This is a genomic window from [Actinomadura] parvosata subsp. kistnae, from assembly GCF_900323885.1.
Taxonomy (GTDB): domain Bacteria; phylum Actinomycetota; class Actinomycetes; order Streptosporangiales; family Streptosporangiaceae; genus Nonomuraea; species Nonomuraea composti.
In genome coordinates, this window is sequence record NZ_OOHJ01000018.1 from 333,848 (window position 1) to 359,410 (window position 25,563).

At 72.0% G+C, this 25,563-nt stretch carries 27 protein-coding genes; 16 read left to right on the forward strand and 11 right to left on the reverse strand.

Annotation, left to right across the window (positions count from 1 at the left end; translation table 11 throughout):
- The first annotated feature begins 51 nt into the window (after positions 1-51).
- Both KIS93_RS21710 and rraA read left to right on the forward strand, forming a co-directional pair.
- A complete protein-coding gene (locus KIS93_RS21710) occupies positions 52-894 on the forward strand; it encodes a glycoside hydrolase family protein (RefSeq protein WP_080045929.1) in 843 nt (280 codons plus the stop codon).
- A 13-nt stretch (positions 895-907) separates the two neighbouring features.
- On the forward strand, positions 908-1,378 hold the full coding sequence (gene rraA / locus KIS93_RS21715) for a ribonuclease E activity regulator RraA (RefSeq protein ID WP_080045928.1): 471 nt from the start codon (positions 908-910) through the stop codon (positions 1,376-1,378).
- Positions 1,379-1,417: 39 nt separating this feature from the next.
- On the opposite strand, the gene KIS93_RS21720 is transcribed toward rraA, so the two are convergent.
- The 4 genes from KIS93_RS21720 to KIS93_RS21730 form a co-directional block, all read right to left on the reverse strand.
- A complete protein-coding gene (locus KIS93_RS21720; protein WP_080045927.1) occupies positions 1,418-3,259 on the reverse strand; it encodes a serine hydrolase domain-containing protein in 1,842 nt (613 codons plus the stop codon).
- A gap of 86 nt (positions 3,260-3,345) precedes the next feature.
- Complete coding sequence (locus KIS93_RS69035; RefSeq protein ID WP_222107581.1) at positions 3,346-3,462, reverse strand: N-acetyltransferase; 117 nt, start codon at positions 3,460-3,462, stop codon at positions 3,346-3,348.
- 109 nt (positions 3,463-3,571) lie between these two features.
- Positions 3,572-3,940: an ATP-binding protein gene (locus tag KIS93_RS63500; RefSeq protein WP_222107582.1), complete on the reverse strand. Its 369-nt coding sequence runs from the start codon at positions 3,938-3,940 to the stop codon at positions 3,572-3,574.
- 109 nt (positions 3,941-4,049) lie between these two features.
- Entirely contained in the window at positions 4,050-4,568 is a 519-nt protein-coding gene (locus KIS93_RS21730; protein ID WP_080045924.1) for a carboxymuconolactone decarboxylase family protein, read from the reverse strand.
- A 59-nt stretch (positions 4,569-4,627) separates the two neighbouring features.
- Here KIS93_RS21730 and KIS93_RS21735 point away from each other — a divergent pair, with 59 nt between their 5' ends.
- Entirely contained in the window at positions 4,628-5,299 is a 672-nt protein-coding gene (locus tag KIS93_RS21735) for a GNAT family N-acetyltransferase (protein WP_080045923.1), read from the forward strand.
- Between the two features lie 6 nt (positions 5,300-5,305).
- On the opposite strand, the gene KIS93_RS21740 is transcribed toward KIS93_RS21735, so the two are convergent.
- The 4 genes from KIS93_RS21740 to KIS93_RS21755 are packed head-to-tail and all read right to left on the reverse strand — an operon-like array spanning position 5,306 to position 9,033.
- Positions 5,306-7,519, reverse strand: coding sequence for a heavy metal translocating P-type ATPase (locus KIS93_RS21740; RefSeq protein ID WP_080045922.1), 2,214 nt, complete (start codon positions 7,517-7,519; stop codon positions 5,306-5,308).
- A 19-nt stretch (positions 7,520-7,538) separates the two neighbouring features.
- A complete protein-coding gene (locus KIS93_RS21745; RefSeq protein ID WP_080045921.1) occupies positions 7,539-8,516 on the reverse strand; it encodes a hypothetical protein in 978 nt (325 codons plus the stop codon).
- Positions 8,513-8,722, reverse strand: coding sequence for a heavy-metal-associated domain-containing protein (locus KIS93_RS21750; RefSeq protein ID WP_080045920.1), 210 nt, complete (start codon positions 8,720-8,722; stop codon positions 8,513-8,515). Before KIS93_RS21750 ends, KIS93_RS21745 begins: the two co-directional genes overlap by 4 nt.
- 29 nt (positions 8,723-8,751) lie before the next feature.
- Entirely contained in the window at positions 8,752-9,033 is a 282-nt protein-coding gene (locus KIS93_RS21755; protein WP_080047583.1) for a metal-sensitive transcriptional regulator, read from the reverse strand.
- A 164-nt stretch (positions 9,034-9,197) separates the two neighbouring features.
- On the opposite strand from KIS93_RS21755, the gene KIS93_RS21760 reads away from it, so the two are divergent.
- Positions 9,198-10,619, forward strand: a complete 1,422-nt coding sequence (locus tag KIS93_RS21760) for an MFS transporter (RefSeq protein ID WP_080045919.1) — start codon at positions 9,198-9,200, stop codon at positions 10,617-10,619.
- Positions 10,620-10,710: 91 nt separating this feature from the next.
- Here KIS93_RS21760 and KIS93_RS21765 read toward each other — a convergent pair whose 3' ends face one another.
- Positions 10,711-11,349: a transcriptional regulator gene (locus KIS93_RS21765; protein WP_080045918.1), complete on the reverse strand. Its 639-nt coding sequence runs from the start codon at positions 11,347-11,349 to the stop codon at positions 10,711-10,713.
- Entirely contained in the window at positions 11,346-11,741 is a 396-nt protein-coding gene (locus KIS93_RS21770; RefSeq protein ID WP_080045917.1) for a DNA-binding protein, read from the reverse strand. The genes KIS93_RS21765 and KIS93_RS21770 overlap by 4 nt, the downstream gene beginning before the upstream one ends.
- A 58-nt stretch (positions 11,742-11,799) precedes the next feature.
- Between KIS93_RS21770 and KIS93_RS21775 the strand changes: the two genes are divergently transcribed.
- From KIS93_RS21775 to KIS93_RS21835, 12 genes are all read left to right on the forward strand, one after another.
- Positions 11,800-13,080: a PEP/pyruvate-binding domain-containing protein gene (locus KIS93_RS21775; RefSeq protein WP_080045916.1), complete on the forward strand. Its 1,281-nt coding sequence runs from the start codon at positions 11,800-11,802 to the stop codon at positions 13,078-13,080.
- Positions 13,081-13,134: 54 nt separating this feature from the next.
- Positions 13,135-13,737 carry a histidine phosphatase family protein gene (locus KIS93_RS21780; protein ID WP_080045915.1) on the forward strand — a complete coding sequence of 201 codons (603 nt, stop codon included), beginning with the start codon at positions 13,135-13,137 and terminating at the stop codon, positions 13,735-13,737.
- Positions 13,738-13,966: 229 nt separating this feature from the next.
- Positions 13,967-14,296: a PadR family transcriptional regulator gene (locus KIS93_RS21785; RefSeq protein WP_080045914.1), complete on the forward strand. Its 330-nt coding sequence runs from the start codon at positions 13,967-13,969 to the stop codon at positions 14,294-14,296.
- Positions 14,297-14,298: 2 nt separating this feature from the next.
- Positions 14,299-14,691, forward strand: coding sequence for a DUF1048 domain-containing protein (locus KIS93_RS21790; protein ID WP_080045913.1), 393 nt, complete (start codon positions 14,299-14,301; stop codon positions 14,689-14,691).
- Positions 14,688-15,452 carry an ABC transporter ATP-binding protein gene (locus KIS93_RS21795; RefSeq protein ID WP_080045912.1) on the forward strand — a complete coding sequence of 255 codons (765 nt, stop codon included), beginning with the start codon at positions 14,688-14,690 and terminating at the stop codon, positions 15,450-15,452. The genes KIS93_RS21790 and KIS93_RS21795 overlap by 4 nt, the downstream gene beginning before the upstream one ends.
- A gap of 11 nt (positions 15,453-15,463) precedes the next feature.
- Positions 15,464-16,228, forward strand: a complete 765-nt coding sequence (locus tag KIS93_RS21800) for an ABC transporter permease (RefSeq protein ID WP_080045911.1) — start codon at positions 15,464-15,466, stop codon at positions 16,226-16,228.
- A 14-nt stretch (positions 16,229-16,242) separates the two neighbouring features.
- Positions 16,243-17,442, forward strand: coding sequence for a cytochrome P450 (locus KIS93_RS21805; protein ID WP_080045910.1), 1,200 nt, complete (start codon positions 16,243-16,245; stop codon positions 17,440-17,442).
- A 252-nt stretch (positions 17,443-17,694) separates the two neighbouring features.
- Complete coding sequence (kdpF, locus tag KIS93_RS21815; protein WP_080045909.1) at positions 17,695-17,784, forward strand: K(+)-transporting ATPase subunit F; 90 nt, start codon at positions 17,695-17,697, stop codon at positions 17,782-17,784.
- Positions 17,784-19,445 (forward strand): potassium-transporting ATPase subunit KdpA, encoded by a 1,662-nt coding sequence (gene kdpA / locus KIS93_RS21820; protein WP_186404372.1) that lies wholly within the window; start codon positions 17,784-17,786, stop codon positions 19,443-19,445. Before kdpF ends, kdpA begins: the two co-directional genes overlap by 1 nt.
- 1 nt (position 19,446) lies before the next feature.
- Entirely contained in the window at positions 19,447-21,531 is a 2,085-nt protein-coding gene (gene kdpB / locus KIS93_RS21825) for a potassium-transporting ATPase subunit KdpB (RefSeq protein WP_080045908.1), read from the forward strand.
- Entirely contained in the window at positions 21,532-22,338 is an 807-nt protein-coding gene (locus KIS93_RS21830; protein WP_080045907.1) for a potassium-transporting ATPase subunit C, read from the forward strand. It begins immediately after the preceding gene.
- Positions 22,335-24,863 (forward strand): sensor histidine kinase, encoded by a 2,529-nt coding sequence (locus KIS93_RS21835; RefSeq protein ID WP_080045906.1) that lies wholly within the window; start codon positions 22,335-22,337, stop codon positions 24,861-24,863. The genes KIS93_RS21830 and KIS93_RS21835 overlap by 4 nt, the downstream gene beginning before the upstream one ends.
- Here KIS93_RS21835 and KIS93_RS21840 read toward each other — a convergent pair.
- Complete coding sequence (locus KIS93_RS21840) at positions 24,850-25,560, reverse strand: MerR family transcriptional regulator (protein WP_186404373.1); 711 nt, start codon at positions 25,558-25,560, stop codon at positions 24,850-24,852. The genes KIS93_RS21835 and KIS93_RS21840 overlap by 14 nt on opposite strands.
- Positions 25,561-25,563 lie beyond the last annotated feature (3 nt).

Sequence of the window (25,563 nt, forward strand, 5' to 3'; positions counted from 1 at the left end):
AGGGCAGTGCTGCCACTCCCGCCGGGGCGCCCTCCTCCCCAGACTCGGGCCATGACGTCTTTCCCCCTCCCCGGGCAGGGCCGCGTCGCGGTCGCCGTGCCCGCGCCCGGCTCCGGGCCGCAGCAGTGGGCCGGGGCGCCGAGCGCCGCGCTCGCCGCCGACGGCACGTTCGTCCTGGCCTACCGCGTCCGCGCGGGCGGCGAGGACCACAACGTCGTGGCCCGCTCCCCGGACGGCGAGCGGTTCACGACGGTCGCCGTGCTGCCGCGCGACCGCTTCGGCGCCGCGATGGTGGAGCGCCCCGCGCTGGTCCGCACGCCGTCGGGGCGATGGCGGCTGTACGTGAGCTGCGCGACGCCGGGCACCAAGCACTGGTGGATCGGGGTCACCGAGGCCGCGACGCCGGAAGGGCTGGCGGTGTCCGAGGTGCGGCCGGTCTTCCCCGGCGACGCCCGCACCGGCGTCAAGGACCCGGTGATCCGTCACGACGGGCGCGAGTGGCGGGCGTGGCTCTGCTGCCACCCGCTGGACGTGCCGGGCGCGGAGGACCGCATGAGCACCGCGTACGCGACCAGCGACGACGGCCTGAGCTGGCGCCCGCGCGGCACGGTCCTGACCGGCCGGCCCGGCGCGTGGGACGCCCGCGGCGCCCGAGTGACGAGCGTCCTGCCCGACGGCCGCGCCTCCTACGACGGCCGCGCCTCCGCCTCGGAGAACTGGCGCGAACGCACCGGCCTGGCCACCCCCAGGAACGGGGCGCTGGTGCCGGGAGCGCCGGTCGCGGACGTGCGTTACCTCGACGTGCTGCCCCTCCCCGACGGCACCCACCGGCTCTTCTACGAGGCCCGGCTGCCGGACGACAGCCACGAGCTGCGTACCGAGCTGGTGACGTGAGAGGCTTCCGATCATGACCATCGTCACCGCCGACCTGTACGACGAGCACGGCGACCGCCTCGACTCCTGCGACCTGCAGCTGCGCCAGTACGGCGGCCGCCGCGCCTTCTCCGGCACGATCGCGACCGTCCGCTGCCACCAGGACAACGCCCTGCTCAAGTCCGTCCTGGGCGAGCCGGGCGAGGGCCGCGTGCTCGTCGTGGACGGCGGCGGCTCGCTGCACACGGCGCTGATGGGCGACGTGATCGCCGGCATGGCGGCCGGCAACGGCTGGGCGGGCGTGGTGATCAACGGCGCCGTACGGGACGTCACCGCCCTGCGGGAGCTGGACCTGGGCGTCAAGGCCCTCGGCTCGAACCCCCGCAAGAGCGGCAAGTCGGGCACCGGCGAGCGGGACGTGCCGGTGTCGTTCGGCGGCGTCACGTTCCACCCGGGAGCCGAGCTGTTCAGCGACGACGACGGCATCCTCGTGACCCGCCCCTGACTGGTGACCCACCCTTAAGGGGCGGGCCGCCCGCGCCGGTCAGGGCCAGCCGTACACCTTCTTGACGGCGGCGGCGATCTCGGTGACCAGGCTCGTGTTGCTGCCGTTGGCCAGCACGGCGAAGCCGGCGCCCAACTTCGGGTAGCCGGCGAACAGCGACTTGAAGCCGTAGTTGGAGCCGTCGTGGCTGTAGGAGAAGCCGTCGGTGCCCGCCCCGGCGATGAACAGGCCCCGCCCCATGCCGGGCTGGGGCCCCTGGGTGAGCAGCGTACGGACCGAGGTCCTGGTGAGCGGGCCGGCGATGTCGGCGGAGGCGGTGTAGGCGCGGTTGAGGTACGACACGAGCCGGCACAGGTCCAGCACATTGGTGTAGAGGCCGGCGGCGGCCGACTCCGGGTAGCGGTTGCGCTTGCCGGGGATGACGGCGCCGGTGGTGGTGTGGCCGGCGGCCAGCTCGAAGGCGGGCGTGAGGGCGTACGAGCTGGTGGTCATGCCGAGCGGCGCGAACACCTCCTTCTGCATGTACTGGGCCAGCGTCATGCCGGTCTGCTGCTCCACCATCCGCTGCAGGAGCACGAACCCGGCGCCCGAGTAGTGGTACTCGGCGCCGGGCGCGGTGGTCAGCTCGATCTTCGGGGTGTTGCCCGCGCCGTTCATGACCTGGAGCAGCGTGGGGACGGTCGCGTCGGGGCCGTACCCGGGGAAGCCGCCGCCGCCCGCCGCGAACCCGGTGCAGGCGTCCGCCGGGGTGGTGGAGCCGCGGCCGATCACGCCGGCCCGGTGGGTCAGCACGCGGTCGATCGTGGGCACCGCCGTGGACGTCACGCAGGAGCGGCGGGGCAGGGACCAGCCGAGGTAGGGCCGGATGTCCGCACCGAGCGCGATCTTGCGGGTCTGGAGCAGGCGCAGGACGCCGACCGCGGTGACGGCCTTGCTGATGGACGCGGCCTGGAACGCCGTCTCGGGGTGGGCCGCCGCGCCGCTGCCGGCCTCCAGCCAGCCGTAGCCGGTCGACCAGGCGATCTTGTTGCCGACGACCACCGCGACCGCGACGCCGGGCGTCCGGTACGCGTTCATGCGCTGCCAGATCGTGCCGCCGCCGACGGCGTTCTCGACCTGGCGGACCTTGTCGGCGGGCAGCGCGGGCACCTTGCCGCGCGAGGCCAGCGCCCAGCCGCCGGACGGCGAGAACGCCACGTTGTGCAGCTGCCAGCCGCCGCCGGCCAGGGTGTTCATGCGCTCGAAGCAGGCGTCGGGGATGCCGCGGGCGTGGAACTCGTCCTGCGCCACCACCGTCCAGCCGCCGGCGCGGGGGAAGGCGACGCGGGTGATGCGGCGCCCGCCCTGGGTGAGGTTGCGCATCATCTGGTAGCACTCGTCGTCCACGCCCTTGGCGTAGTAGCCGGCGGAGGCGGTCACCACCCACCGGTCGCCGCCGGCGGGCGGGAACGCCACGTCCACGACCTGCTGGCCGGCCTCGTAGAAGGCGTCGATGCGCTGCTCGCACGCCTCGGGGATGCCGCGCGCCGTCACGCCCCGATCCGTGGTGATCACCCAGCGGTCGCCGCCCTCCGGCGGGAACGCCACACAGTTGATCTTCCGCCCGGCGGCGCTGAGCCGGCCGATCTCGGCGAAGCAGGCGTCAGGGATGCCGCGGGCGAAGTACCGGCCGTCCTGGGTGACGACGACCCAGCCGCCCGAAGGGGTGAACGCGAGCGCCGACACCCCGTACGGCGCCAGCTCCCCCAGCTTGGCGTGCGCCTCGTCCGGCACGCCGCCGTCGTAGTAGGGGTAGCTCGCGGCCAGGGCCGGGGTGACGTGTCCGGTCGCGGCACCCAGACCGGCGGCGCCTGCCAGGGCCAGGAAACGTCTGCGCTCCATACGGGTCAATCCTCCTCAGAACGGGCCGCCGAAGATCCTAGACCCATTCCGTACGCGTCAGGTGGCCCCCACCTGCCACCGGCAGATCACCTTGGGGACCAGCCCGGCCCGATGCGCCGGTAGAACCGCTGCGCCGCCTCGTTCGCCGCGGCCACCTCCCAGCGGATCACCCTGCCTTCCGCAGCCTCGGCGACCGCCCGCATCAGCCGCTCCCCGACCCCTCGGCGGCCACGAAGAGATCGTCCAGGGCGAGGTAAGCTGCGGCGTGCCGCGCCCGGACCCTGGCCAGGAACGAGCGCCGCAGCTCGTCGGTCATGACCGGCGGCTCGTAGGTGCCGCCGGACGCCGCTCGCCGAGGTGCCGGGTAAGCAGCGTCCTGGCCGATTCCCGGTCGAGGCCCATGAGAGGGACGCGGCGCAGGCCGGGCAGGCCGGCATCGTGGCCCTCGTCGGGCCGCGTGGCGAGCACCAGCGCGACGGGCTCGTCGCTGAGCCGGCGGGCGACGAACGCCAGGGTCTTCAGCGTCGGCTCGTCCGCCCAGTGCGCGTCATCGACGAGACACAGCACCGGCTGGTCGCCACCCAGCAGGGACAGCATGGACAGGGTCGACAGCGCGACCAGGAACGGATCGGGCGCCGCCCCGTGCGCCCGCCCGAACAGCACGTCCAGCGCCTGCGGCAAACCTGCCGGCCGCGACCGGCGGAGGAGCGCCGTTGCTCGCCGGGAACGGCGACTTCACCGATGCAGTCGCAGCCATGACCCTCCTACCATCGAGCATGGCGCTGCCGTTTCATTCGGTCGGTTGCAGGCCGGCCAGCAGGTTGAACGCCCCGGTCAGCAGGTTGAGCGTGACCACGCCCACCAGCTCGGCGATGATCCGGTCGCTCCAGCCGTGCGCCCGGAGGTCGGCGACGTCCGCGTCCGTGATGGTGGACGGCTCCACCAGCACCCGCACGGCCACGGCGATCAGGGCCGCCTCCCCGGCGTCGGTGGAGGTGCCCTGCCGGGCGAGCGCGATGTCGGCGTCGCTGAGCCCGGCCGCGCGGGCGGCCTCAGTGTGCGCCTGGAGGCAGGTGCCGCAGCCGATCCATTCCTGGACGGCGAGGGAGATCTTCTCGCTGAGGGCGCGCGGCAGTTTGACCCGTTTCATGGCCCTGGAGAGGCTCAGGTAGCCCTCCAGCAGCGCCGGCGAGTGCGCCATGGTGGCGACCATCTCCCCCACGCCGCCTCTCCTGCTGACGATGTCGTTCAGCAGCTCCTTGGACTTGCCCGGCGCCTCATCGGGCTCAAGCGGGGCGAGGCGTCTCATATGTCCTCCTCCAGGATCGAGATGTACCATACCCCCCTACCGTACTTTGGAGGAAGGTCATGGAACGACTGCTCACCGAGCACCTGTCCCACTGGCTCGGCGGCCGGCTCCCGGCCTCCGGGCTGGACGTCATCGGCGCCCCCCAGCGCGAGAAGCCCGGCTGGGACGGCCGGATCCACCCCGCCCTGGGCGTGTCGAGCCCCGAGGCCGGCGTGTTGTCCGTGCCGCCGCACGCCGCCGTGGCGGTGGCGGAGCGGTATGCCGAGGACAAGGACCTCGCCGTGCTGGGGCCGCAGATCCCCGCCCTGGTCGGCTTTCCCGAGCGTGGCTGGTTCACCGCCGTCTACCGCTGGACCACCGACCCGGCGCCCCTGCCGGACGCCGGAGCCTGGGTGCCCGCCGACGCGCGCGGCGTACCGGAGTGGTTGTGGCCCTTCGGCGGCGAGGTCCTGGTCGCCACGGACCCCGCGACCGGCGCGCACCTGGCCGGGGTGGGGGTGAAGCGGCACGACGCCTACGGGCACGAGCTGGCCGTCGTGACCGCCCCCGAGGCCCGCGGCCAGGGGCTCGCACGCCGGCTCGTCGCGCAGGCGGCCAGGCGGGTGCTCGACGAAGGCGCCCTGCCCACCTACATGCACGCGCCCGACAACCGGGCCTCGGCTGCGGTGGCCGAGGCCGCCGGTTTCCGCGACCTGGGGTGGCTCGCCTACGGTACGACCGAGGCCCGCTGACCCGCGTTACTTGAAGCGGCGCAGCCGGAGGCTGTTGGTGACCACGAAGACGCTGGAGAACGCCATGGCCGCGCCCGCGATCATCGGGTTGAGCAGGCCGAGCGCCGCGAGTGGCAGGGCGGCCACGTTGTAGGCGAACGCCCAGAACAGGTTGCCCTTGATGGTCGACAGCGTGCGGCGGGACAGCCGGATCGCGTCCGCGGCCACCCGCAAATCGCCCCGGACCAGGGTCAGGTCGCTGGCCTCGATCGCCGCGTCGGTGCCGGTGCCCATGGCCAGGCCCAGGTCCGCCTGGGCCAGCGCGGCGGCGTCGTTGACGCCGTCGCCCACCATCGCCACCACCTTGCCGTCGGCCTGCAGCTTCTTGACCACGTCCACCTTGTCGGCGGGCAGCACCTCGGCGATCACCTCGTCGATGCCCACCTCTTGCGCGACGGTCCTGGCCACGGCCTCGTTGTCGCCGGTCAACAGGACCGGGGTCAGGCCCAGCGCTTTCAGCTGGGCGATGGCTTCCCTGCTGGTCGGCTTGACCACGTCGGCCACCACCAGCACCGCGCGCGCCTTGCCGTCCCAGCCGACCGCGACCGCGGTGCGGCCGGCGGCCTGCGCCTCGTGCAGGTCCCGCTCCAGGTCGGCGGGCAGGTGCTGGGACCACTCCTCCAGCAGGCGGGGGCGGCCGACCAGGACCGCGTGGCCGTCCACGATGCCCTGCACGCCCAGCCCCTCGACGTTCGTGAAGTCCTCCACGGTCGCCTGGGAGCGGGCCTGGCGGGCGATCGCCTGGGCGATGGGGTGTTCGGAGGCGTGCTCCAGCGCGCCGGCCAGGCGCAGCACCTCTTCCTCGCTCTCCCCCTCGGCCACGTGCACGCCGGTGAGGGTCATCCTGCCCTCGGTGACGGTGCCGGTCTTGTCCAGCACCACCGTGTCGATCCGGCGGGTCGACTCCAGCACCTCCGGCCCCTTGATCAGGATGCCCAGCTGCGCGCCCCGGCCGGTGCCGACCAGCAACGCGGTCGGCGTGGCCAGGCCCAGCGCGCACGGGCAGGCGATGATCAGCACCGCCACCGCCGCGGTGAACGCCGCCCCCGCCCCGTCCCCGGTGCCCAGCCAGAACCCGAGCGTGCCCAGCGCGAGCGCGATCACGATCGGCACGAAGATGCCGGAGATGCGGTCGGCCAGGCGTTGCACCTGCGCCTTGCCGGTCTGGGCGTCCTCCACCAGCTTGGCCATCTGAGCCAGTTGAGTGTCGGCGCCGACCCGGGTGGCCCGCACGATCAACCGCCCACCGGCGTTGACGGTGGCGCCGGTGACCGCATCGCCCGGCCGCACCTCGACCGGCACCGATTCGCCGGTGAGCATCGAGGCGTCCACCGCCGAGGTGCCCTCCTCGATCACGCCGTCGGTGGCGATCTTCTCGCCGGGCCGGACGATGAACCGGTCACCGGTCTTGAGCTGCTCCGTGGGGATGCGGCGGCCGTCGGCCAGCTCCACGTCCTTGGCGCCCAGCTCCAGCAGCGCCCGCAATGCGGCGCCGGCGCGGCGCTTGGAGCGGGCCTCGAAGTAGCGGCCGGCCAGGATGAACGCCGTCACCCCGGCGGCAGCTTCCAGGTAGATGTTGCCGGAGCCGTCGGTGCGCTCGATGGTGAACGCGAACGGGTGCGTCATGCCGGGCGTGCCGGCGCTGCCGAAGAACAGCGCCCACAACGACCAGCCCAACGCGGCCAGGGTGCCGATGGAGATCAGCGTGTCCATGGTGGCGGCGCCGTGGCGCAGGTTGGTCCACGCGGCCTTGTGGAACGGCCAACCCGCATACACCACCACCGGGGCGGCCAGCGTCAGCGACAGCCACTGCCAGTTGGTGAACTGCAACGCCGGGATCATCGCCATCGCGATCACCGGCACCGCCAGCACCACCGAGGTGATCAGCCGCTGCCGCAGCGACTGCAGCTCGTCCTGCGGCTCCGGCTCGGCCTGGTCGGGCTGCGGCGGAGCGGGCAGGGCCGCGGTGTAGCCGGCCTTCTCCACCTCCGCGATCAACTGCTGCGGATCCACACCCTCGGGGAAGGTGACCTTCGCCTTCTCGGTGGCGTAGTTGACCGTCGCGGTCACGCCGTCCAGCTTGTTCAGCTTGCGCTCGATCCGGTTCGCGCAGGACGCGCACGTCATGCCGCCGATCGAGAGCTCGACCGCGTTCTGCCGGTCATCGGTGAGCTGGGACATCACCGTTCTCCTTCCTCGATCAGTGGCCGTGGCCGTCGTCGTCGTGCCCGGTCGGCGTCGGCGTGGGGGTGGGCGTAGGGACCTGCGGTCGCTCGCCCGCGCTCAGGGTGAAGTCGGCGGTGCGGACCTTGCCCTCGTGCTGGAAGTCCAGGAACAGCCGGTAGTCGCCGGTGCTCGGCACCTCCGCGTAGAAGACGATCTCGGGACCGGCCTGAGTCTTGCCGTCGCCCGGCTCGCCGTCGGGGTGCACGTGCAGGTAGGCCAGATCCCGGGCGCGCAGCGCGACCAGGTGGCCGTAGGCGCCGAGATAGGGCTGCAGGTCGGTGACCGGCTTGCCATCCTTGCTCACCTTGAGGGTGAGCCGGCTGGACTGCCCGGGGGTCAGGTCGCCGTCGAGGGTGACCTCATACCCGTCGACCGTCGCCGTCCGGCTCTGCTGGGGAAGCGCCTCGGGCTGGTAGTCGCCGGCCACGAACACATCCGCGCCCAGCGTCAGGCCCTCGCCACCGGTCGGCGCGAAGTCCGCGAACGCCCGGTACGGGCCCGCCTTCGGCAAGGTCAGCTGCACCGACCACACGCCATCGGCCGCCATCTCCGGATGCACGTGCTGGAACGTCGCCAGATCCCGGGAGGCCACGATGAGGTGCAGCTTCTTGTCGTGCTCCACCTGGTAACCGGTGACCGCCTTACCGTCCGGGCCGGTCACCGTGAAACGGAAGTCGGCCGGCTCGCCGGGCTTGAGCGCCGTGGTGATCGGGTCCAGGGTGTAGCCGTTCTCAGAAACTTGGAGCCCCCCGGGGGTATCGTCCTGCACCGGGGCGGTGGCGTGCTCCCCATGTGCCGCGCTCGCACTCGGAGTGGGCGCCGCCATGGCGGCGTGGTTCTCGGCCGCCGGCTGCGCGCCCACCGGGCCGACCACCTTCCCGACGCCCAGCGCGCCACCGAAGACGACGGCCAGCCCCAGCACGTACGAGCCCAGCTTCACCGCGGTGTTCACGACGTCACCACCTCATACCCGGCCTCCTCCACCGCGGCGACGATCTTCGCCGGGTCGACGGGGCCGTCGCTGTCCACGGTCAGCAGCCCGGAGGCCAGGTCCACCTCGACGCCGGTGACCCCGGCCACCTCGCCGACCTCCTCCTTGACCGAGCTCACGCAGTGGCCGCAGGTCATGCCCTTGACGGTGTAGGTGGCGGTGCTCATAGCAGATCTCTCCTTCAATCCGGTGGGGGTCAGGAACGTACGAGTCTGGCGATGGCGTCGGAGGCCTCCTTGACCTTGGCCTCCGCCTCGGGCCCGCCCTTCAGCGTGGCCTCGGCCACGCAGTGGGCCAGGTGCTCTTCGAGCAGCGACAGGGAGAACGACTTCAGCGCGCTGGTCGCCGCCGACACCTGCGTCAGGATGTCGATGCAGTACTTGTCGTCCTCGACCATCCGCTGCAGCCCGCGGACCTGCCCCTCGATACGGCGCAGGCGCAACGCGTGGTCCTGCTTGGTACCGGCGTATCCGGCCATGTCCACCCCTCTCCTAGGTCAGTCGCTCATACCAACACCATACCCCCCTACGGTATTCCGAGCAACCGCGAGAACTCGGGGCTTGACATATACCCGCAGGGGGTATTTATTGGCACCGCCCGACATACCCCCCAGGGGTAACGAAAAGCTATGGGAGAGTTCTCATGTCCGCACCATCCCCCCGGCGCTGGGCCGCCCTGGCCCTGATCGCCACCGCCCAGTTCATCGTCATCATGGACACCTCGATCATCGGCGTCGCCCTCCCCCGCATCCAGCAGGACCTGGGCTTCTCCCAGGAGAACCTGTCCTGGGTCTTCAACGCCTACGTCGTCGCCTTCGGCGGCCTGCTGCTGCTCGGCGGCCGCCTGTCCGACCTGCTCGGCGCCCGCCGCCTGTTCAGCACCGGCTGGCTGATCCTGCTCGCCGGCTCCCTGCTGGCCGGCATCGCCCCCGAGGTATGGGTGGAACTGACCGGCCGCGCCGTCCAGGGCATCGGCGCCGCGCTCATCGCCCCGTCCGCACTCACCCTGCTCATGATGCTGTTCGGCCACGACCCCAAGGAGCTGACCAAGGCCCTGGCCCTGTACGGCGCCGCCGCCCCGGCCGGCGGCACCGCCGGCGTCTTCCTCGGCGGCCTCATCACCGAATACCTCAGCTGGCCCTGGGTCTTCTACATCAACATCCCCATCGCGATCGCCGCGCTCCTGGCCACCGGCCCGCTGATGCCCGCCACCACCTCCACGCGCGGCTCCATCGACGTGCTCGGCACCCTGACCGTCACCCTCGGCCTCGGCACCGCCGTCTACGCCATCGTCCGCGCCCCCGAAGCCGGCTGGGCCTCCGCCCAGACCTGGATCACCCTGGCCGCCGCCGCAGCCCTGCTCATCGCGTTCATCGCCATCCAGGCCCGCCGCCGCGAGCCGCTGATGCGCCTGTCCATCTTCCGCACCCCGAACCTGGCCGCCGCCAACCTCACCCAGCTCCTGCTCGGCGGCGCCTGGATCCCGATGTGGTTCTTCCTCAACCTCTACCTGCAGCAGGTCCTCGGCTACAGCGCCTTCCCCAGCGGCGCCGCCCTGCTCCCGATGACCATCCTCATCATGCTCGGCATGATCGTCCTCGCTCCCAAGGCCATCGGCCGCTTCGGCCCGAAGACCACCACCGTCACCGGCCTCGCCCTGCTCACCGCCGGCATGGCCTGGCTCTCACTGATCAGCCCGGACGGCAGCTTCGCCACCGACGTCCTGCCCGCCAGCCTGGTGGCCGCCCTCGGCATGTCGCTGGCCTTCATCCCCTCCCTCGGCACCGCCATCTCCGCCGCCCGCCCCGAGGAGGGCGGCCTGGCCTCCGGCATCGTCAACACCAGCTACCAGGTCGGCTCCGCCCTCGGCCTGGCCGCCATGACCGCCGTCGCCGCCGCCAACGGCGCCGACCGGCTCGGCGACCTGCCCGCCCTGACCGACGGCTTCTCCGCCGCGTTCGTCGGAGCCGCCGCCATCGCCCTGGCCGCCGCCCTGCTCGCCGCCGCCACCCTGCGCACCCGCGCCACCGCACCCGTCGACGACGTCACCGCGTCCCTCAAGTGAAGGAGAAACCCCCGCTACGGCAAGAACGGGCCCCGGCTCCAGCGACCCGCTGGAGGCCGGGGCCTTTTCGCGCCGGTGGCAGAGCGCGGGATCAGGGCTGCTCGTGCCGGTCGAGGCCGAGGGTGGCGAGCAGGTCCTCGTGGAGCTCGAACCAGACGCGGTGGCAGGAGTCGACGTCGGTGCGGTCCACCCACGCGGCGTCGCCTGACCGGGCGCGGGCGAGTGCCGCCGTGAAGCGCGTGTCGTAGCCACGGAACCGGGCCAGGGCACTTTCGAGCCGGGCAGCGAGCGGCTTGAGCGCCTGGTCGAGGCCGGCCAGCTCGGTCAGCACCCGCGCGTCCCAGTCGGGGTCGGAGTGGTCGTTGACGGCCAGCCGGTCGCCGTCGGCGGGCCGGAGCTGCCAGTCGGTGCAGGCCCGCAGCAGGAGCGCGTTCAGCGGAAGGAACGCGCGGTAGACGTCGCGGACCTCGTCGGCGACGCCGGCGCGGGCGAGCTCGGCGGCGAGCAGGCGCTCGTTCTCCGCCTTGCCGCGCTCGGTCAGCGACCAGCCTCCGGTGTCACCGAAGGCGACGGTGTGCTGGACCCAGCCGTACGCCTGCGCGTCGAGCAGCACCTCCTTCGTCTCGGCCGCGTCGAGCCCGTAACGGTGCGCGATGGCCGGCGTGTCGGCGTAGCCGGTGATGCGTACGGCGTGCAGGACCAGCAGGTCGAGCGGGGAGTCGACCGTCACGAGCCGGCCTCCTGCCGCGCCGTCAGGCGGGTGAAGTGCTGCTGGCACGCCTGCGGCGAGTTGAACCCCATCACCTGCGCCACCTGCGCCCACGTCAGGCCCGCGCTCCTGGCGATGAACAGCAGGGCCGACTCCAGCCCCTCCACCTCGGCGCGGGCGGCGGGCAGGAGGGCGAGCGCGCTCAGGATGTCGTCGGGGCTCAGGTCGGCGTGCCGCCAGACGGCGAACTGCACCAGGTCGACCGCCGACGGCGGCGCGGGCGAGGGCCGCCACGGGCGGGGGTCGAGCGCGGCGGCGCCCGCGTCCATGAGCCGCCGGCGCGCGCCCTGCTCCCGCTCGGCCTGGGCGTGGTCGCCCTGCGCGCTGTGAGCCTTGTGCTGCTTGCGTGACATGCGACTCATCATGCAGAATCAACAAATTATTGTCAACAAAATGTTGAGAGGCGGAGGGATGATCGTTCCCCTTGCGCAGGCCGTCGCCGGCACCTGCGGGGGCAAGGCGGGCGCGCTCGGCGCGTTGTTGCGGGCGGGACTGCCGGTTCCTGACGGCTTCGTCGTCCCGTTCGCCGCGTACCGCGCCGCCGCGCGCGACCCGGCGGGCTCCGGCGACCTCACCGCAGAGCTGGCCGGAGAGCTGGCCGAGGCACTGGCCGAGGCACTGGCTGGGCTCGGCGATCCCGTCGTGGCGGTCAGGTCGTCGGCATCGGGCGAGGACACCGGCCAGGCATCGGCCGCCGGGCAGCACGAGAGCTTCCTCGCCGTGCACGGGGCGGGCGAGGTCGCCGCCGCCGTACGCTCCTGCTGGGCCTCGCTGTTCTCCGAACGCGCCGTCCACTACCGGGGCACGGCCGGCGGCGACGACCTCGCGATGGCCGTCATCGTCCAGCGCCATCTGGACGCCGAGGTGTCCGGGGTCATGTTCACCGGGAACCCCACCCGGATCGAGGCGTCCTGGGGGCTCGGGCCCAGCGTCGTCGGCGGCACCGTCACCCCTGACGCCTACGTCGTCACCGCCGGCGGATCCGTCACCCGTACCGTCGCGAGCAAGCGGACCCGCCTCGACCGGCACGGCACGCGGCTCGTCACGAGCGAGGTGCCCGCCCCCGCCCGCGACCTGCCGGCACTCGACGACGCGACCGCCATCCGGCTCGCCGGGCTGGGCGAGCGGATCGCCGCCGCGTGCGGCGGGCCGCAGGACATCGAGTGGGCGATCACCGGCGACCGCATCTGGATCCTGCAAGCCCGGCCGATCACCGCCGCCCTCCCTCCGCCGCCCGGCGAGACACACGCGCCGACCGCACTCCCGCCTCACGGCGAGACACCGCCTCCGGCCACACTCTCGCCTACCGACGCAGAACACCCGCCGGCCACGCTGCCGCCTTCCGGCGCAGAACATCCGCCGGCCGCGTTCACCGGCGCGCCGGGCAGTCGCGGGACCGCGACCGGCACTGCGAGGATCGTCCGCGGCCCCGCCGACTTCGCCCGCGTCCGCCCGGGCGACATCCTGGTCTGCCCCTTCACCGACCCCGCCTGGACCCCGCTGCTGCGCGTCGCCGCCGGCGTCGTCACCGAGACCGGCGGCGTGCTCTCGCACGCCGCGATCGTCGCCCGCGAGTGCGCCATCCCGGCCGTCCTGGGCGTGCCGGACGCGACGACCGTCCTGCGGGACGGCGCCCTCATCACCGTCGACGGCACCACCGGCACCGTCACGACCGGCACTGTCACGACCTGAGAAAGACCCGAGAGGAAGGAGCAGGGAGCGCGACCGCCGCGTTCCCGACCCCCGATGACGACACGACACCTCTACCTGGCGCGCCACGGCGCCGCCGACGCGTTCGGGCAGCTCACCGACGCGGGGCGGAAGCAGGCGAGCCTGCTGGGCGAGCGGCTCGCCGGGCTGCCGATCGACGCCGTGTGGCATTCGCCGCTGCCGCGCGCCGAGGCGAGCGCGTACGAGCTGGCCCGCCACCTGCCGGACGTGCCGGTGGCCGAGGCCGCCGAGCTGACCGACCACGTGCCCTACATCCCTGACCCGGCCGAGACGCCGGCGTCCTGGCTCGGCTTCTTCGACGGTTACGACGCGGCGGAGGCGGCCGAGGGCCGGGAGCTCGCCGACGCCCTGGTCCAACGGTTCGCGAGGACGCCCGACCGGGACGAGCCCGACACGCACGAGGTGCTGGTGACGCACGCCTACCAGATCGCGTGGCTGATCCGGCACGCGATGGACGCGCCGCCGTCCCGCTGGCTGGGGTTGAACAGCGCCAACACGGCGCTGACCGTCATCGACTACCGCACCGGCCTGCCTCCCACGATCGTGATGTTCAACGACATGAGCCACCTCCCGGCCCACCTGCGCTGGACGGGTTTCCCCGCGACCGCGAGGCCCTGAGCCCGGATATCACCCCACCACGAAGTCCCGCCGTGCGGCGCCGCACGGCGGGACTTCGTGTCAGTGGCCGTCTCAGCGCCATGACGGCCCGGTGTCAGCGGATGCGCCGATGGTGGGCGCGTGAACGCTCAAGCCGCCCACTATTCGGTGTTGCTAGGTACCAGTAGTCAGTGTTACTTTGTACCGGTAGTCAGCACCACCGAGTAGCGGAGAAAGGGGGAGATACGCCATGGCCACCCTCATGACGGAAATGCTCAAGGGAACGCTGGACGGCATCGTCCTCGCGATCCTGTCCGCCCGGCCCGCCCACGGCTACGAGATCACCGCGTGGCTGCGCGGCCGGGGCTTCACCGACATCGCCGAAGGCACCGTCTACGCCCTGCTGGTCAGGGCCGAGCAGCGCGGCCTGGTCGAGGTGGCGAAGGTCCCGTCGGAGAAGGGGCCGCCGCGCAAGGTCTACTCCCTCAACGCCCGGGGCCGCGACCACCTCGACGAGTTCTGGAAGACCTGGAGCTTCCTGGCCGAACGGCTCCAGCAGCTGCGCAAAGGAGGCAAGTAGACGTGGCCGACGAACAGAAGAGCCGCTATCTGCACTACCTGGAGCTGGTCACCGGCTCCCTGGAGGAGAAGAAGCGCTGGCGGCGGTACAAGGCCCGCGTCAAGGGGCTGCCCGGCGCCTACCGCACCGCGGTCGAGGCCCTGGAGCGCTACCTGATGCACTTCGGGCCGGCCGACGGCGCCGAAGCGATGACCATGTACGAGGACCTGGCCGACCTGTTCGAGCAGAGCGCGGCCGACCGCACCCCCATCCGCGACATCTTCGGCGACGACCCCGTGGAGTTCGTCGAGGCGTTCATGGCCAACTACCCCCTCGGACAGTACCGGGCCCGCGAGCGCGCCCGCTTCACCAGCGCCATCGAGCGCGCCGCGCAAGAGAACAGGACGACGCGATGACCACCCAGCAAGCTCCGGCGATCCAGGTGCACGGCCTGGAGAAGGCATACAAGGACCTGCGCGTGCTGCGCGGCGTGGACTTCGAGGTCGCGCGGGGCAGCATCTTCGCGCTGCTCGGCTCCAACGGAGCCGGCAAGACCACCGCCGTGAAGATCCTGTCCACGCTGCTCAAGCCGGACGCCGGCACCGCCCGCGTGAACGGCTTCGACGTCGCCACCCAGGCGGCGGACGTGCGCGAGTCGATCAGCCTGACCGGCCAGTTCGCCGCCGTGGACGAGATCCTCAGCGGCCGGGAGAACCTGGTGCTGGTCGCCCGCCTGCGCCACCTGCGCAACCCCGGCAGGATCGCCGACGACCTGCTCGCCCGCTTCTCCCTCACCGACGCGGGCGGCCGCAAGGTGGCCACCTACTCGGGCGGCATGCGCCGCCGCCTCGACATCGCGATGAGCCTCATCGGCGACCCGCCGGTCATCTTCCTGGACGAGCCCACCACCGGCCTCGACCCGCAGGCCCGCATCGAGGTCTGGCAGGCCGTCAAGGAGCTCGCCGCGAACGGCACCACCGTCCTGCTCACCACCCAGTACCTCGACGAGGCCGAGCAGCTCGCCGACCGGATCGCGATCCTGCACGAGGGCCGCATCCTCGTCAACGGCACCCTGGACGAGCTCAAGCGGCTGCTGCCGCCCGCCAAGGTCGAGTACGTCGAGAAGCAGCCGACCCTCGAGGACGTCTTCCTCAGCCTCGTCGGCACGAAAGCCTAAGGAACCCCATCATGAGCAAGCACTTCTTCGGCGACACCGGCGTCCTGCTCGGCCGCTCCCTGCGCCACATCACCCGCAGCCCCGACACCATCATCACCACCGCGATCATGCCGATCGCCATGATGCTCATGTTCGTCTACGTCTTCGGCGGCGCGATCAACATCGGATCGGGCACGTCGTACGTGAACTACATGCTGCCCGGCATCCTGCTCATCACCGTCGCCTCGGGCATCGCCTACACCGCCTACCGCCTGTTCATGGACATGCAGGGCGGCATCTTCGAGCGCTTCCAGTCGATGCCGACCGCCCGCTCGTCGGTGTTGTGGGCACACGTGCTGACCTCGCTGGTCGCCAACCTCGTCTCGCTCGTCGTCGTCATGCTGGTGGCCCTGCTCATGGGCTTCCGCTCCAGCGCGGGCATCCTCGCCTGGCTGTCGGTGGCGGGCATCCTCATCCTGTTCACCCTCGCGCTGACCTGGATCGCCGTCATCCCCGGCCTGTCGGCCAAGACCATGGAAGGCGCGAGCGCGTTCTCCTACCCGCTGATCTTCCTGCCCTTCCTCAGCTCGGCGTTCGTGCCCACCGACACCATGCCGACGGTGCTGCGCGTCTTCGCCGACAACCAGCCGGTCACCTCCATCGTCAACGCCGTGCGCGCCCTGTTCGCCGAGCAGCCCGTCGGCAACGACATCTGGATCGCCCTGGGCTGGTGCGTCGGCATCCTCGTCGTCGCCTACGCCTTCGCCATGAACGCCTACCGCCGCAAGATCTCCTGAAAGGAACCACCTTGATGGACCACACCCTCGCCGCCATGCCCACCACCCGCCGGCCCGGCTGCCCGTTCGACCCGCCCCAGGAGCTCGTCGAGGCCCGCGCGCAGAGCCCGATCAGCCGCTTCACCTTCCCCGACGGCCACCAGGGCTGGGTGGTCACCGGCTACGACCTGGTCCGGCAGGTGCTGGCCGACCCGCGCTTCAGCTCCCGCCGCGAGCTGATGAAGCACCACCCGCTCATCGACTACGGCGACATCGAGGTGCCTCCGGCGCCGCCCGGCGAGTTCCTGCTGATGGACGAGCCCCAGCACAGCCGCTACCGCAAACCGCTGGTCGGCAAGTTCACCGTCCGGCGCATGCGGCTGCTGACCGAGCGGGTCGAGCAGATCACCGCCGAGCACCTGGACGCCATGGAGAAGGCCGGCCCGTCCGCCGACCTGGTGACCGCCTTCGCCAAGCCGATCCCGGCCATCGTGATCTGCGAGCTGCTCGGCGTCCCGTACGAGGACCGCGGCCGCTTCCAGCACAACATCGACCTGTTCCTCGGCGGCGAGGCCGGCGACGAGGAGGTGGGCGCCGCCTACGTCGAGACCCAGCAGTACCTCGCCGAACTCGTCGCCGCCAAGCGCGCCCATCCCACCGACGACGTGCTCAGCGACCTGCTCGACAGCGACCTGACCGACGAGGAGCTGCAGGGCATGGCCCTGATCCTGCTGTCGGCCGGCTTCGACACCACCGCCAACATGCTCGCCCTGGGCACCTTCGCCCTCCTGCGGAATCCCGACCAGCTCGCCGCCCTGCGCGCCGACCCCGCCCTCACCGACCAGGCCGTGGAGGAGCTGCTGCGCTACCTGACCGTCGCCAAGCAGTTCTTCCGGGTCGCGCTGGAGGACGTCGAGCTGGGCGGCCACACCATCAAGGCCGGCACGACGCTCATCCTGTCCCTGAGCACCGCCAACCGCGACCCCGAGCGCTTCCGTGACCCGCACGTGCTCGACGTCCACCGGCAGGACGGCGGCCACCTGGCCTTCAGCCACGGCATCCACCAGTGCCTGGGCCAGCAGCTCGCCCGCGTCGAGATGCGGGTCGCCTTCCCCGCCCTGTTCCACCGCTTCCCCACGCTGCGCCTGGCCGTGCCCGCCGACCAGGTCGCGCTGCGGCCGGAGACCGCCGACATCTACGGCGTCAAGAGCCTCCCGGTCACCTGGGACGCGTGAGCGAGGGCTGAGCACGGCCCGGGCCGGCGCGTAGAGAGCCCGTCAAGATTCCGGCTCCACCCGTATGAATCCCGTCAAGAACGGCAAAACCACCCGATTCCCGGCGTTTGCTTGATCTGCGGCCGCCCCCCGAGGGCGGCGGCGATCTCATCATTCGAGCTGAGGAGTGGGGATGGCGGACGTCATCTTCGTCGCCCTGACGATCGCGATCTTCGTGGTCTTCGGGCTGGTCGTGCGGGCGGTGGAGCGGCTTTGAGCGCTGTCAACGCCACCGGCCTGGTCGTGGTGGCCGGTCTGGTGATCTTCATGGTCGCGGCCCTGCTGTTCCCGGAGCGGTTCTGATGAGCACGACCCTGGCCGGGATGCTCTTCATCGCCTCCCTGATCGCCGCGGTGGCCCTGGTGTGGAAGCCGTTCGGCGATCACATGTACCGCGTCTACTCCACGACCAGGCACAACCGGGCCGAGCGGGTGATCTACCGCCTGCTGGGCGTGCGCGCCGACGCCGAGCAGAGCTGGGGCGTCTACGCGCGCGGCCTGCTGGCGTTCTCGGTGGTCTCGATCCTGGTCGTGTACGGCATCCAGCGGCTGCAGGACAAGCTGCCGCTGAGCGTCGGCATGAAGCCGGTCACCGACCACATCGCCTGGAACACCGCGATCAGCTTCGTCACCAACACCAACTGGCAGGCGTACTCCGGCGAGTCCACGATGGGCCACCTGACCCAGATGGCCGCCCTCGCGGTGCAGAACTTCGTCTCGGCCGCCGTGGGCATGGCGGTGGCGATCGCCCTCGTCCGCGGCTTCGCCCGGCGCAAGGCGGGCACGATCGGCAACTTCTGGGTGGACCTGGTCCGCGGCACGATCCGGATCCTGCTGCCGATCGCGTTCGTGGGCGCGCTGGTGCTGGTCGCGGGCGGGCTGATCCAGAACTTCGCCGGCCCGCACGAGGTGAGCACGCTGACCGGCGGCACCCAGGCGATCACCGGCGGCCCGGTCGCCTCCCAGGAGGTGATCAAGGAGCTGGGCACGAACGGCGGCGGCTTCTACAACGTCAACTCGGCCCATCCGTTCGAGAACGCGGCCACCTGGACGAACTGGTTCGAGATCTTCCTGATCCTGGTGATCCCGTTCTCGCTCACCCGCACGTTCGGCAGGCTCGTCGGCCAGGTCCGGCAGGGCTACGCGATCCTCGCCGTGATGGGCGTGCTCGCGCTGGCGAGCGTCCTGCTGACGAACGTGTTCGAGCTCAGCGGGAACGCCACCGTGCCGCAGGCGGTCGGCGCGGCGATGGAGGGCAAGGAGGTGCGCTTCGGCGTGTCGAACTCGGCCACCTTCGCCGCCGCCACCACGCTCACCAGCACCGGCGCGGTGAACTCCTTCCACGACAGCTACACCCCGTTCGGCGGCATGATGACGCTGGTCAACATGATGCTGGGCGAGGTCGCGCCGGGCGGCACCGGATCGGGCCTGTACGGCATGCTGATCCTCGCGGTGATCACCGTGTTCGTGGCCGGGCTGATGGTCGGCCGCACGCCGGAGTACCTGGGCAAGAGGATCGGCGCCCGCGAGATCAAGCTGGCCTCGCTCTACTTCCTGGTCACCCCGGCCCTGGTGCTGGTCGGCACCGCGTTCGCGATGGGCTCGGCGGAGCAGCGCGCCAGCATGTTCAACTCGGGCCCGCACGGCCTCTCGGAGGTCCTGTACGCGTTCACCTCCGCCTCCAACAACAACGGCTCCGCCTTCGCCGGCCTCACCGTCAACACCCCGTGGTACGACGTGGCGCTCGGCCTGTGCATGGTGTTCGGCCGGTTCCTGCCGATCATCCTGGTGCTGGCCCTGGCGGGCTCGCTGGCCGCGCAGGCGCCGGTGCCGGCGGGTGCGGGCACGCTGCCGACGCACCGGCCGCAGTTCGTCGGCATGGTCGTCGGCGTGACGATCATCCTGGTCGCCCTCACGTTCCTGCCCGCCCTCGCGCTCGGCCCCATCGCGGAAGGACTGTCCTGACATGTCGACCCCCGTACTGGAGAAGCGGCGCGTGGGCGGCGGGCTGCTCGACCCGGAGCAGATGATCCGCTCGCTGCCGGACGCGCTGCGCAAGCTCAACCCGGCGACCCTGTGGCGCAACCCGGTGATGCTCATCGTGGAGGCCGGCGCCGTCTTCACGACCGTCCTCGCGGTCTTCGACCCGTCGTTCTTCGCCTGGGCGATCGTGGTGTGGCTGTGGCTGACGGTGATCTTCGCGAACCTGGCCGAGGCGGTGGCGGAGGGGCGCGGCAAGGCGCAGGCCGCCACGCTGCGCGCCGCCAAGCGCGACACCACCGCCCGCCGCCTCAAGAGCCGCGCGGCGACGGAGTGGGACGTGGTCGGGGCCCCGGAGCTGAAGCAGGGCGACCTGGTGATCGTCGAGGCCGGGGAGGTCATCCCCGGCGACGGCGACGTGATCGAGGGCATCGCGAGCGTGGACGAGTCCGCCATCACCGGCGAGTCCGCCCCGGTCATCCGGGAATCGGGTGGCGACCGCTCAGCGGTCACCGGCGGCACGAAGGTGCTGTCGGACCGGATCATCGTGAAGATCACCCAGAAGCCGGGTGAGAGCTTCATCGACCGGATGATCGCCCTGGTGGAGGGCGCGAACCGGCAGAAGACCCCGAACGAGATCGCGCTCAACATCCTGCTCGCCGCCCTGACGATCATCTTCCTGGTCGCCACCGTCACCATGCAGCCGCTCGCGATCTACAGCAAGCTGGTCAACCCGGGCGTGCCCGACTCGCTCGCGCTGAACGCCGACGGCGTCACCGGCGTCGTCCTGGTGTCCCTGCTGGTCTGCCTGATCCCGACCACGATCGGCGCGCTGCTGAGCGCGATCGGCATCGCCGGCATGGACCGCCTGGTGCAGCGCAACGTGCTGGCCATGTCGGGCCGCGCGGTGGAGGCCGCCGGGGACGTCTCGACCCTGCTCCTGGACAAGACCGGCACCATCACCCTGGGCAACCGGCAGGCCGCCGAGTTCGTCCCGGTGGACGGAGTCAGCGAGGCCGAGCTGGCCGAGGCGGCGCAACTGTCCAGCCTCGCGGACGAGACCCCCGAGGGCCGCTCGATCGTGGTGTTCGCCAAGCAGCACTACGGCCTGCGCGAACGCGAGATCCACGGCGCCGAATGGGTGCCCTTCACCGCCCAGACCCGCATGTCGGGGGTGAATTTCGAGGGCCGCGAGGTGCGCAAGGGCGCCGCCACCGCGGTCATGAAGTGGGTGCGTGACGCGGGCGGCCACCCCACCGACGAGGTCGGCCACCTGGTGGACGGCATCTCGGCCTCCGGCGGCACCCCGCTCGTGGTGGCCGAAAAGGGCCGGGTGCTCGGCGTGATCCACCTCAAGGACGTGGTCAAGGCGGGCATGCGCGAGCGTTTCGACGAGATGCGCCGGATGGGCATCCGCACCGTCATGATCACCGGTGACAACCCGCTGACCGCCAAGGCCATCGCCGACGAGGCCGGCGTGGACGACTTCCTGGCCGAGGCCACCCCCGAGGACAAGCTGGCCCTCATCAAAAGGGAGCAGGAGGGCGGCCGCCTGGTGGCGATGACCGGCGACGGCACCAACGACGCCCCCGCCCTGGCCCAGTCGGACGTGGGCGTGGCGATGAACACCGGCACGTCGGCCGCCAAGGAGGCGGGCAACATGGTCGACCTCGACTCCAACCCGACCAAGCTCATCGAGATCGTCGAGATCGGCAAGCAGCTGCTCATCACGCGCGGCGCGCTGACCACGTTCTCCATCGCCAACGACATCGCCAAGTACTTCGCGATCATCCCGGCCATGTTCGCCGCGGTCTACCCGGGCCTGGACGCGCTCAACGTCATGCGCCTGTCCAGCCCCCAGTCCGCGATCCTGGCAGCGGTGATCTTCAACGCGCTGGTCATCGTCGCCCTCATCCCGCTCGCCCTGCGGGGCGTGCGCTACCGGCCGTCCAGCGCCTCCAAGCTGCTGTCCCGCAACCTGTACGTCTACGGCCTGGGCGGCATCGTCGCCCCCTTCATCGGTATCAAGATCATCGACCTGTTGATCCAGTTCCTTCCGGGGATGAGCTGAATGGACCGCATGCCCGGCTGGCTCCGCCAGCATCTCGCCGCCCTGCGCGCGGTGGCCGTCCTGACCGTGCTGCTCGGCCTGGTCTACCCGCTGGTCACCACCGGAGTGGCCCAGGCCCTGTTCCACCACCAGGCCAACGGCTCCCTGGTCGAAGGCGGCCACGGCAGCTCGCTGATCGGCCAGTCCTTCACCGACGCCGACGGCAACCCGGTCAGGAAGTACTTCCAGTCCCGCCCGTCGGCCGCCGGCGACGGCTACGACCCCACCTCCACCAGCGCCGGCAACCTCGGCCCCGAGGACGTCATCGACACGCCCGACCGGAAGTCGCTGCTCACCCAGGTCTGCACCCGCTCCAAGGCGATCGGCGAACTGGAGGGCGTCAGCGGCGCCCGCCCGTACTGCACCCCGGACGGGGTCGGCGCGGTGCTGAAGGTCTTCCCCGACAAGGCCGTCAGCGTCAACCAGGCGTGCCCGGCCGTCCCCTTCGTCGCCACCTACGAGGGCAGAAGGGTGGAGTGCGCGAGGCCGGGCGAGGACTACGCGGCCGGCCGCACCGTCCCCGTCCGGGGCGACGCCACGGCGGTGGTCCCCGCCGACGCCGTGACCGCGAGCGGGTCGGGTCTCGACCCGCACATCTCGCTCGCCTACGCCGAGCTCCAGGCCCCCCGCGTCGCGAAGGAACGCGGTCTCGACCAGGCCGAGGTGGAGCGGCTCATCCGGCAGCACACCACCGGCCGCGCGCTCGGCTTCATGGGCGAGCCCGCGGTGAACGTGCTCGAACTCAACCTGGCCCTGGACCGGTCATGACCAGGGGCCGCCTGCGGGTCTACCTCGGGGCGGCCCCCGGGGTCGGCAAGACGTACGCGATGCTCGGGGAGGGCCGCCGCGCGACCGAGCGCGGCCGGGACGTGGTCGTGGGCCTGGTCGAGACGCACGGCCGCCCGCGCACCGCCGCCCTCCTGGAGGGCCTGGAGGTCGTCCCCCGCAGGAGCGTCGTGTACCGGGGGGCCACGTTCACCGAGCTCGACGTCGAGGCCGTGATCGCGCGCCGGCCGAAGGTGGCGCTGATCGACGAGCTGGCCCACACCAACGTGCCCGGCTCGAAGAACGTCAAGCGCTGGCAGGACATCGACGAGATCCTGGACGCCGGCATCGACGTCATCTCCACGGTGAACATCCAGCACCTGGAGTCGGTCAACGACGTCGTCCAGGAGATCACGGGGGTGCCGCAGCGGGAGACCGTACCGGATGAGGTGGTGCGCCGCGCCGACCAGATCGAGCTGGTGGACATGTCGCCGGAGGCGCTGCGCCGCCGGATGGCGCACGGCAACGTGTACGCGCCGGAGAAGGTCAGCGCCGCCATGGCGAACTACTTCCGCGTCGGCAACCTGACCGCCCTACGGGAGCTGGCGCTGCTGTGGGTGGCGGGCAAGGTGGACGACCAGCTCGACCGCTACCGCGCCGACCACGGCATCAAGGGCACATGGGAGACCCGGGAGCGGGTCGTGGTCGCGCTGACCGGCGGCCCGGAGGGCGACACGCTGGTCCGGCGGGCGGCCAGGATCGCGGCCCGCACCAAGGGCGCCGACCTGCTGGCCGTGCACGTGACCCGCGCCGACGGGCTGGCCGGCGCCGACCCGGCGAGCCTGGCCCGGCAGCGCACGCTGGTCGAGAGCATGGGCGGCACCTACCACCAGGTCGTCGGCGACGACGTGCCGCGCGCGCTGCTCGACTTCGCCCGCGGCGTCAACGCCACCCAGCTCGTCCTGGGCGCCTCCCGCAGGGGCCGGTTCGCGCAGATACTCTCGCGCGGCGTCGGCGTCGAGACCACCGCCCTGTCCGGCTCGATCGACGTGCACCTGGTCACGCACGAGGAGGCCAAGAAGGGCCGCGGGCGGCGGGAACGCAGCCGCGCCGCCCTGACCCGCAAGCGGCGGCTCGCCGGATGGGCGGTGGCGACGGCCGGGCTGCCCGCGCTGACCGCCGCGCTCGCCCCGTTCCGCGACGTGCTGCAGTTGCCGAGCGAGATCCTGCTGTTCCTGTGCCTCGTGGTGGGGGTCGCGCTGATCGGCGGCATGTGGCCGGCGATCGTCGCGGCGGTGGGCGGGTCGCTGCTGCTCAACTGGTTCTTCACGCCGCCGGTCGGCCGGATCACCATCGCCGACCCGGAGAACCTGCTCGCCCTGATCGTGTTCGTGCTGGTCGCGGCGGTGGTCAGCACGATCGTGGACCTGGCGGCCCGGCGCACCCGACAGGCCGCGCGGGCGGGCGCGGACGCCGAGGTCCTGTCCACGCTGGCCGGGCACGTCCTGCGCGGCGAGGCCGCGCTGCCCTCCCTGCTGGGACGGCTGCGCGAGACGTTCGGCCTGGAGTCGGTCACCCTGCTCGAACGCGCCGGCGAGCCCACCCCCGACGACCAGTCCGAGCCGGCCGCCTGGCGGATCATCGCCACCTCCGGCGCCGCGCCCTGCACCGCCCCCGCCGCGGCCGACACCGACGTGGTGATCAGCGACCGGCTCGTGCTCGCCGCCCGCGGCCGGCTGCTGGACGCCAGCGACCGCCGGGTGCTGGAAGCCTTCGCCGCCGAGGCCGCCGTCGCGCTCCGCCAGGAACGCCTGGAGCAGGAGGCGGGGCTGGCCAAGCCGCTGGCCGAGGCCGACAGAATGCGGACCGCGCTGCTCGCCGCCGTCAGCCACGACCTGCGCACGCCGCTCTCGGCGGCCAAGGCGGCGGTGGAGAGCCTGCGCAGCCGGGACGTCACGTGGACCGACGAGGACCGCGACGAGCTGCTGGCCACCGCCGACGAGTCCCTGACCCGGCTCGACCGGCTGGTGGAGAACCTGCTCGACATGAGCCGGCTGCAGGCCGGGGTGCTCGGCCTGTCGCTCCAGCCCGTAGCCCTGGAGGACGTGGTGCCCCGCGCCATCGACGACCTCGGCCCGCTGCGCGAGCGCGTCGAGGGCGACGTGTCCGCCGGCCTGCCCGAGATCGTCGCCGACCCCGCCCTGCTGGAGCGGGTGCTGGTCAACCTGATGGCCAACGCCGTACGCCACAGCCCGCCCGGGCACAAGGTGCTGGTCACGGGCAGCCGGCACGACGACGAGGTCGAGATCCGGATCGTCGACCGGGGGCCCGGCATCCCGCCCGAGCAGCACGAGCGGGTCTTCCTGCCGTTCCAGCGGCTCGGCGACCGCGACAACGGCACCGGCGTCGGGCTCGGCCTCGCGCTGTCGCGCGGGCTCACCGAGGCCATGGGCGGCACCCTCGTCCCCGAGGAGACACCGGGAGGAGGGCTGACGATGATCGTCAGCCTGCCGGTCAGCCCTCCATGAGCCGGGCCAGCCGCTCCCACGCCGGGGACGAGGCCCCGGGCTGCGACTGCCGGGCCAGCCGGGCGATCGCCTCGCCGCGGACGGGCGGGGACTCCACCCGGCCGGCGAACCAGCTCCGCGTGCGCTCCGCGAGCGCCGGAAGGCGCGGGTCGTCGGGCGGCCAGTCGTAGGCGGCGTCGTGCTCCAGGTAGAGGGCCCGGAACTCGGGGTCGCCGATGAGCTGCCGCTTCTCCGCGATCCAGCCGGCCGCGTCCTCGGGCGAGGCTGTCTGCATCAGGATCCAGCCGTCGCGTTCGAGGTCGCGCCGGCGCTCGCTGACGCCCAGCCGGCGCAGCTCCTCAAGGTAGTCGGCGACCTCCGGCGAGACGAACAGGCGGTCGCCGCCGCGCAGCTCGGCGAGCTGTTCCCGGGTTCGCCGGAGCTGCGCGATGCGGTCCTCCAGGTCGTGGTCGATCTCGGCGATGGCCGCCGCCAGCGTGTCCGCGTCGGCGTCGAGCAGGTCCTTGATCCGGGCCAGCGGCACGCCCGCCTGGGCCAGGGTCCTGATCTTGACGAGGTCGATCGCGTCCTTGGCGGTGTAGCGCCGGTAGCCGGAGACGTCCCGGCCGGGCTCGGCCAGCAGGCCGCGCTGGTGGTAGTGGCGGACGGCCTTGATGGTCACTCCGGCGTAGTCCGCGAGCTGGCCGATGGTGAGCATGCC